Consider the following 7112-nt stretch of genomic DNA (forward strand, 5'->3'; position numbering starts at 1 on the left):
AAAAATAAAGCTCATTTATATCAAATGAAAAATCAATTAAAAAAAACTGAAATTTAATCTTTATAAAATTCATAAAATATGAAATTTTGTTATTATGAAAAAAGAACCTGCATATACCATAATAAAATATTTAGGGGGGGCGATGAAAGTTTCACGCATTTTACAGAAATGTAGAGGCGCTGTTTATCGTATCACTTATTCCAAAGAGAGAGGCGGTGCTAATGGATTATTTCCTTCGATTTATCAAGCACAGTTATTAGCTTATGCACGTGAACATGGGATAGATTTGCGCCCTGATGATTTTTTTTATCCAGAGCGCTTACAAAGATTAATGCAAGAGCAGCGCCCCCCAATTACGAAAATTTGCAAAAGCCCCCGCGTTGATAGTGCGTGCGACTGTTTGCAGCCTTAGGAGATGATTATGGCTATAAATGAAGCCCATAAGAATGATGATGGGAAGCCTCGTTCAGATCTTATACCGCCTTTAGCACTGATGGAAATCGGTCGTGTTTTAGAGTTTGGAGCAAAGAAATACGGAGCAAACAACTGGCGTAATGGCATGGCTTGGAGCCGGTTTCACGGTGCCGCTTTGCGTCATTTATTAGCATGGTTTGGTGGAGAACATAAGGATGCTGAGAGTGATTTATCACATTTGGCACATGCAGTATGTTGCCTGCTTTTCTTAATGGAATGCGAGGCAAAACAGATTGGTTGTGATGACCGCCATCATAAAAATTAATGGAGATCAAGATGAGTTCAAATGAAATGATAATGATTGTGTGTGCGTTGATGGGAATATTGCTTTTTAGCGGTGTGATGTTTCGTTTTGCATTGCATTATCGCGAGAAGTCTAAACAACTTGTAAGACAGATTGCAAAGCTTCAAATCCAAATTAGCAATCTTAAGGAAGAAATTGAAGAAAAAGAGATTAAGTTTTTAAAGGAAACCAAGCAGACAATTGATGAATGTGATGCAGACCTTAAAGAACTTAATCAAAAGATAGATGAATATGATGACACGTTCAAAAGAAAGAACGAAATTATAAACAGCCTAACAGCAGATGTTCAATCACGGGGTGAGGAAATTGAGAGACTTAAACAAGAGATTACTAAACTTAAAGATAATATTGTACCAGTTGATCCAACTAAGAAATATGAATTCACTGGTGAAATTAAAGAGTACCAACTTAACAGTAAGAAAGATGATTGTACGCATATTTTACATCGTATTCGTGCATTGAGAAGCTTTGGAAACGTTAAGAAAGGTGATTTAGGGGGCTGGATAGCAAAAGAGGCCAATCTTAGTCATGAGGGTGACTGTTGGATTGGGGGAGAGGCTATGGTTTTTAGTGATGCTCAAGTTTACTCCAATGCTCAAGTTTATGATAAAGCACAGGCTTATGGTCGAGTAGTTGTTGGCGGTAATGCTAAGGTTTATGGCAATGCGTGTGTGTATGGAAATGCAGAGATTTGGGGTGCTGCACAGGTTTATGAAGAAGCGCGCGTTTATGGATATGCTACCGTTACTAAGAATGCAGAAGTTTATGGTAAAGCACAGGTTTACGAGGAGGCATTAATTTATGGTACTGCGAAGATTTATGACAATGCAACTGTTTGCGGGAATGCACGTGTTGATACAAGAAACGTTGGTGGTGGTACTTTAATTAATAGTGGCGAAGTATCTACTGATAATAAAAATAGCTCTTCTCAGAAGAAAAGTAAGTGAGGAGAGAGAAATGGAAATGATACCGACAGCTATTTTCATGGCTACTAATTTTTATCTTCTCTATCAAGTTTATTACTGGTTTAAACTGACACAAGAGCTGAGAGATGAAATAGAGGAAAAAAACAAAATAATATGGGATCTAAAAGATGAGCTTATCAAGAAAAACGACCGATGAAATTTGTCCAAAAAATAGGCTTAATCGTCTTTTGGGGATGATTTGATGAAGTATGTTCTAAAATGAAGAGTGGAGAAGCTGGTTTATCTAAATTTTGGGGAAGAATAAAAATATCCCATTTCTTTTCTTCTCCTGGGTCGATGTTAAATGGAGCAATAGTGCATCTATCGAATTGTATTTGTGGTTTAGTTGTAGGTTTTATAAAATCAATGTGCTTTGATGATGTTGGGTAAATTTCTAAACGTTTACTAATACTAGAAGCATAACACTCTATTTTATAAAATTCGAAAGGGCACTTTTGATCTATCCAGATATTATTCATTTGTATTATTTGTTCGGTGGGATTTTTGATGCGTACTATTATATGGATGGGGCCATTATTAGGGTCATTTATATCTAGAGTAGGGCTATTAGGCTTAAAAAGTAGTGGTGGTCCTAAATCCAGCTCTTCTTTTGTTTTTAGTAAAAAATTGACATGTTTTTCTGATGATGTGGCTTGCTTTTGCAATGATTTATTTTGCTTTTCTAGATGCTTAAACTGTTTTTCTACATTGCGTAAATCTTCTTTTCGTATTTTAGCAGCTCTTTTTAGATCTGCGTTTCTCATATACCATGACAGAAAAAACGAGATTACACTACCAATGAGAGCAAGAGCAGCTATAATATTACTAACTATATTAGGCAATCTTTCCATATTCTATACACCATTCTTTCTTTCATTTTTTGAAAAAAACAATCTTATAAAACACATTATGTACGGAGTGGTGCGGTGATTAACACGATTCTTTGTTTTGATCTAGGAACGAAGATGGGGTGGGCGATGTGTGGAGGGGATGGTGACGTATTTAGTGGCACCGTTGATTTTAAATCCCGCCGTTTTGAAGGCGGTGGGATGCGTTATTTACGCTTTAAACAATGGCTTAATGAAATAAAGCAGACAGCAGGTCAAATTGACGCGGTGTATTTTGAAGAAGTGAGACGTCATGTTGGAACCGATGCGGCGCATGTTTACGGTGGTTTGTTAGCAACGTTAACAGCGTGGTGTGAAGATCATCAGATACCGTATGAAGGCATTCCAGTTTGTACGATTAAGAAAGCGACGACGGGCAAGGGGAATGCGTCAAAAGAAGAAATGATAAAGGCAATGCGTGCAAAAGGACACGCGCCTTGTGATGATAATGAAGCGGATGCTTTAGCAATTTTACATTTAGTTAAAGAAAGGGAAATTACTAATGTCCAATAAAAACCAATTGGTGAAAATTAATGTAGAAAAATGGCTTCTTGATTTCGTTGATTTGCCCCCTATGGAAGGAAATATTTACATGAGGTTGCGGTTAAAAATGTTACATACTGGAAAGCCTCTTACAAACAATTTACGAGCTTTAGCCTCATTAGCACGCTGTTCAATTGAAGAGATTGATGATGCATTAGATCTCTTAGCAGAAACTGGACGCATTTTTCTTTTGGATGACAAACACATTTGGAGTTTAGAAGTTGAAGAAGAGTTGAAGAACAACACTCAACAATCAGAAACCTCATGGTATAAGCATAGGAAGGATAAAGAGAATGTCCAGTAAATTGCCATGGACGAGGCTTTTTGCATACAAATGGCTTTTGACTCTTTTTTGTTTGTCGCCGACCGAGAAATGTATCTATGTCATGTTGCGACTTTTAATGCTTCATATTGGTGAGCCTATTTCGAATGACTTAAGGGAATTGGCTCTTGTGGTTGGTTATCCAGTAAAAGAGTTTGAAGAAGCTTTGAATTCCTTGATTGAAGGTGGAGTTATCATACGTTTAGAAGATGGTCGTTTGTGGAATTTAGAAGTTGAAAAAGAACTCAACAACTCAAATGAAGAGCTAGATAATTTCATTTGCAATAATAATGAAGAAAGGGAGGTAAGGCATGTCTAATGGTATGCCGTGGATAAGATTTCATTTGTATGATTGGATAAGTGGTACAGATGGGATGACATTGGAACAACGGGGTGTTTATATAACACTTCTTGTTCGCATGTATGATAAAAAAGCACCAATTAAAACAGATTTTGAAACACTTGCACGCGTTTGTCATTGCTCTCAGAAAAAATTGGCAACTATTATCGAATATTTAATAAGGAATGATAAACTTATTGAGATAGATGGTGGGTTGTGGAATGCGCGCGTTGAAGAAGAGCTAAAAGATTTTTCTGATAAAAAAGACCACATATCACAAGTTCGTAGTGAAGCTGGTAAGAAAGGCGCACAAGCGAAAAGTAATATAAAACAACATGTTAATAATTTTGCTGAAGCAAATGACAAGCAAAACGTTTTTTTTGCTGAAGCAAAAGTTAAGCAAAATAATAATTTTGCTGAAGCAGACGACAAGCAAAACATTTTTTTTGCTGAAGCAAACGCTAAGCAAAATCAAGCTATAAAGAACCAGAATAAGAATATATATAAAAAAACTAATACTATCGTATTAGCAAAAAAAGAAATCGATTTTGAAGATTTAGAAACGAGTGATTTGGTTGAAGAGCCAATCGAGGATGATGATGTTCAATCAGAACAAATCGAAGCGGGTGTAGAAAACCAACCTCCCATTCACGAGCAAGAAAGAATTCCTAAGAAAGCTAAGCGGGTCAAAACCGATAGAGGCTGTCGCTTGCCTGCTGATTTCGAACCCGATTACGATTTTGCCATTGCAGAGGGCTTGCCACCAGAGCGTGTCAAAGTCGAAATTGCAAAGTTTAGAGACTACTGGCGTTCAAAAGCCGGAGCAAATGCAACCAAAACCGATTGGCAAGCAACATGGCGTAATTGGGTAAGAAATTCAAAAAAATACGAAATCAATCAACAAGGTGGAAACTATGGAAAACCAAGCAATTCTCAAACAGAACGGCAACGTGGGTGGAGTTATCGAGTTGCACAGCACATGTCCAATATCAAAAATTCAGATAGTGTGTACAAATTTTTATTCGAGGATGACAACACAACCACCATTCCATTGGAAAACGGGACAAAAGCCATTGAGTGCAGAAGCGGAGAGAGTTACAGCATTTGTTAATGATGCGTTGCAAAAGCTTGAAAGAAAAGCGACGGAAGAGGAAATACAAACAACGTTCCTTGTCCTTTCAAATGGTCTCAAAAGCCCATTAGGATCAGATGAGAAAGCAACAGCGCTTGCGTATTTTTACGCTCTTGAAGGAATAAGCAGCTGGACATTGCAAACAGCAACAAAGAACGCTTTAAAAGGCAAAGCAGAGGGATTAAGTACAACTTTTATGCCGTCTGCAGCAGATTTTTATAGTTACTGCGAAAAGCTTGAAAGTGGCATTCGTTGGAGAGCCAATCGTATTCTTAAGAACCTTCAAAAGCCTGAAATCAAGAGCCAAGATCAAGAGGCAGTGATAACACCGGAGCGCGTGGAAAAGCTTCATAAAGGACTTGAAGAGGTTTTAAAGGGGATTGAATGATAAACAGTAAAATGGTGAAAAGTAGAGATCCTATTGGATTAGATATGCGTTTAAATCGATAAAAAGGCACCGTACAGAGCGATTTAAAGATTTTATGATAGAAACCATATTGAAATTAAAAACGCTTCTGTACGATGCAATATGAGGCAAATAAATCCATTGGCAAAATTATGGATTTATATATGGGGTGTTTAAATATATGTTCTTAAAAAACCGTAAAGCAAGACACAAGAAGTTTGTGGCAATGGCAAAAGGGCACGTGCCATGGGGATTAGGGGTAGCAGAGCATTTTTATAACCTTTACGAATATGGAGACGGTACGAGGGAATATGAGGAATTCGGTGGTGGACAATATAACGAAATGCCTGCTGAAGTTGATTACAGTACCAAGGCACAAGTGAAAGCGTGGATATACGGTGGTGATTTGCCAAGAAGCGTGTTGAATTGCGAACCGTTTATACGTGAAGTGAATGAGAAAATCAAAAAACGCACAAAAGATGATCAGTTGATTTGTGAGATAACGAATGATTTTGAGAGAGGCTATCCATTATCAAGTGAAGAGATAGACAGAGAGCTAGAAAAAGCGCTTGATATTCAATTAGGTAAGTACCAAAATGAAAAAAAGTGAAAAAAATTTAAAATTCGTATTGACTTTAAAGAGAAGCTGGTTTAGAAAGACCGACAAGTGCTTAAAAACCACGAATCCATTAGCGGATAAGCCACGAGAAGGTTTCTCCCATTTCTTAAAATACTGGCTTTCTTTTATGCTGTCATTAGCATATAACGATTTTGTCGGGTGTAGCTATACCATACAATACCCTTCGCGAGGGAAAAGTATAGCGGCGGACTAATGGCCGTGTTTTTAGCACCCGGCGCCCTTATGGGCTGTCAATTAAAAACTCCAACCATTAGGTGTAAAATGAATTCTATAGAAAAAAACGAAATAAAAATAACCACCGATTTCTTATGTGATTTGTGGATGGCAGTGTTTAAAGAAGCTAACACTGACTATACTGAGGGTGAATATCATATTTCTTTAGTAGAACTTATGGCAGATCTTGAAAAAGTTTTGGTTTTAAAATTACAAAACGAAATGCCTAATTTTACAAAAATCTTAGCAATCATTACAGAATTTGGTCAATCTGAACCAATTCATTCAATAGCTCCATTATTGAAAGCTTATACTCCTATTTTGAATGAAAAATCTCATCACTCATTAAAAGCAGCATAAATAATGGCGTGGGGGGCGCCTGCTTTTTAACTTTTGTAGGGAAAAGAAAAATGTCGCAACATTTAATTAATATAAATCAAAAAAATCCAATAGACGTCAATCAAATCAAAATAGATGATAGCATTCAAACTATGTCTAGTCGTGAAATTGCAGAATTGTGTGGTAAACGGCATGATAATGTTATGCGTGATATCAAGAATATTTTGCTTGAATTGTATGATGAAAAAGATATCCTCAAATTTGAGGGTATCTTTTTTGATAGCATGAATCGCCAGAAAACTGAATATCTTCTCCCTAAACGTGAATGCTTAATTCTCGTATCTGGTTACAGCATCGCTTTGCGTGCAAAAATTATTGATCGTTGGCAAGAATTAGAAAAGCAAGTAACAACACCACAAATCGATTACTCAAGTCCACAAGCGATGATTGGTTTTTTAAATTACTTGCAAGGTCAAATCGAGCAGAAAGATCATGTCATTGCAGAGTTAAAACCAAAGGCAATAGCTCTTGATGGTTTAACGCGCTC

General features: G+C 37.0%; 13 protein-coding genes. 12 read left to right on the forward strand and 1 reads right to left on the reverse strand.

Features of this window, described 5'->3' with window-relative positions; translation table 11 throughout:
• Positions 1–94 precede the first annotated feature (94 nt).
• The 4 genes from FS875_RS09040 to FS875_RS10285 are packed head-to-tail and all read left to right on the forward strand — an operon-like array spanning position 95 to position 1900.
• Positions 95–412 (forward strand): hypothetical protein, encoded by a 318-nt coding sequence (locus tag FS875_RS09040; protein ID WP_144755891.1) that lies wholly within the window; start codon positions 95–97, stop codon positions 410–412.
• Positions 413–421: 9 nt separating this feature from the next.
• Complete coding sequence (locus FS875_RS09045) at positions 422–739, forward strand: dATP/dGTP diphosphohydrolase domain-containing protein (protein ID WP_144755894.1); 318 nt, start codon at positions 422–424, stop codon at positions 737–739.
• Between the two features lie 11 nt (positions 740–750).
• Positions 751–1725 carry a hypothetical protein gene (locus tag FS875_RS09050; protein WP_144755897.1) on the forward strand — a complete coding sequence of 325 codons (975 nt, stop codon included), beginning with the start codon at positions 751–753 and terminating at the stop codon, positions 1723–1725.
• 10 nt (positions 1726–1735) lie between these two features.
• Positions 1736–1900 carry a hypothetical protein gene (locus FS875_RS10285; protein WP_166428919.1) on the forward strand — a complete coding sequence of 55 codons (165 nt, stop codon included), beginning with the start codon at positions 1736–1738 and terminating at the stop codon, positions 1898–1900.
• On the opposite strand, the gene FS875_RS09055 is transcribed toward FS875_RS10285, so the two are convergent.
• Positions 1881–2594 carry a hypothetical protein gene (locus FS875_RS09055; protein WP_144755900.1) on the reverse strand — a complete coding sequence of 238 codons (714 nt, stop codon included), beginning with the start codon at positions 2592–2594 and terminating at the stop codon, positions 1881–1883. The genes FS875_RS10285 and FS875_RS09055 overlap by 20 nt on opposite strands.
• Before the next feature lie 75 nt (positions 2595–2669).
• Between FS875_RS09055 and FS875_RS09060 the strand changes: the two genes are divergently transcribed.
• From FS875_RS09060 to FS875_RS09100, 8 genes are all read left to right on the forward strand, one after another.
• The gene (locus tag FS875_RS09060; protein WP_144755903.1) at positions 2670–3143 is read left to right on the forward strand and encodes a crossover junction endodeoxyribonuclease RuvC; all 474 of its coding nucleotides are present in this window, start codon (positions 2670–2672) and stop codon (positions 3141–3143) included.
• Complete coding sequence (locus FS875_RS09065; RefSeq protein WP_144755906.1) at positions 3133–3477, forward strand: DUF1376 domain-containing protein; 345 nt, start codon at positions 3133–3135, stop codon at positions 3475–3477. The genes FS875_RS09060 and FS875_RS09065 overlap by 11 nt, the downstream gene beginning before the upstream one ends.
• The gene (locus FS875_RS09070) at positions 3467–3814 is read left to right on the forward strand and encodes a DUF1376 domain-containing protein (protein ID WP_144755909.1); all 348 of its coding nucleotides are present in this window, start codon (positions 3467–3469) and stop codon (positions 3812–3814) included. Before FS875_RS09065 ends, FS875_RS09070 begins: the two co-directional genes overlap by 11 nt.
• Complete coding sequence (locus tag FS875_RS09075) at positions 3807–4946, forward strand: YdaU family protein (protein ID WP_144755912.1); 1140 nt, start codon at positions 3807–3809, stop codon at positions 4944–4946. Before FS875_RS09070 ends, FS875_RS09075 begins: the two co-directional genes overlap by 8 nt.
• Positions 4909–5355, forward strand: coding sequence for a hypothetical protein (locus FS875_RS09080; RefSeq protein WP_208000037.1), 447 nt, complete (start codon positions 4909–4911; stop codon positions 5353–5355). The genes FS875_RS09075 and FS875_RS09080 overlap by 38 nt, the downstream gene beginning before the upstream one ends.
• Before the next feature lie 199 nt (positions 5356–5554).
• A complete protein-coding gene (locus FS875_RS09085) occupies positions 5555–5983 on the forward strand; it encodes a hypothetical protein (RefSeq protein WP_144755918.1) in 429 nt (142 codons plus the stop codon).
• Positions 5984–6283: 300 nt separating this feature from the next.
• The gene (locus tag FS875_RS09095) at positions 6284–6586 is read left to right on the forward strand and encodes a hypothetical protein (RefSeq protein ID WP_144755924.1); all 303 of its coding nucleotides are present in this window, start codon (positions 6284–6286) and stop codon (positions 6584–6586) included.
• Positions 6587–6717: 131 nt separating this feature from the next.
• The coding region (locus FS875_RS09100; RefSeq protein ID WP_425456911.1) for a Rha family transcriptional regulator at positions 6718–7112 on the forward strand (395 nt) is incomplete at its 3' end.

Source organism: Bartonella saheliensis (genome assembly GCF_902162175.1).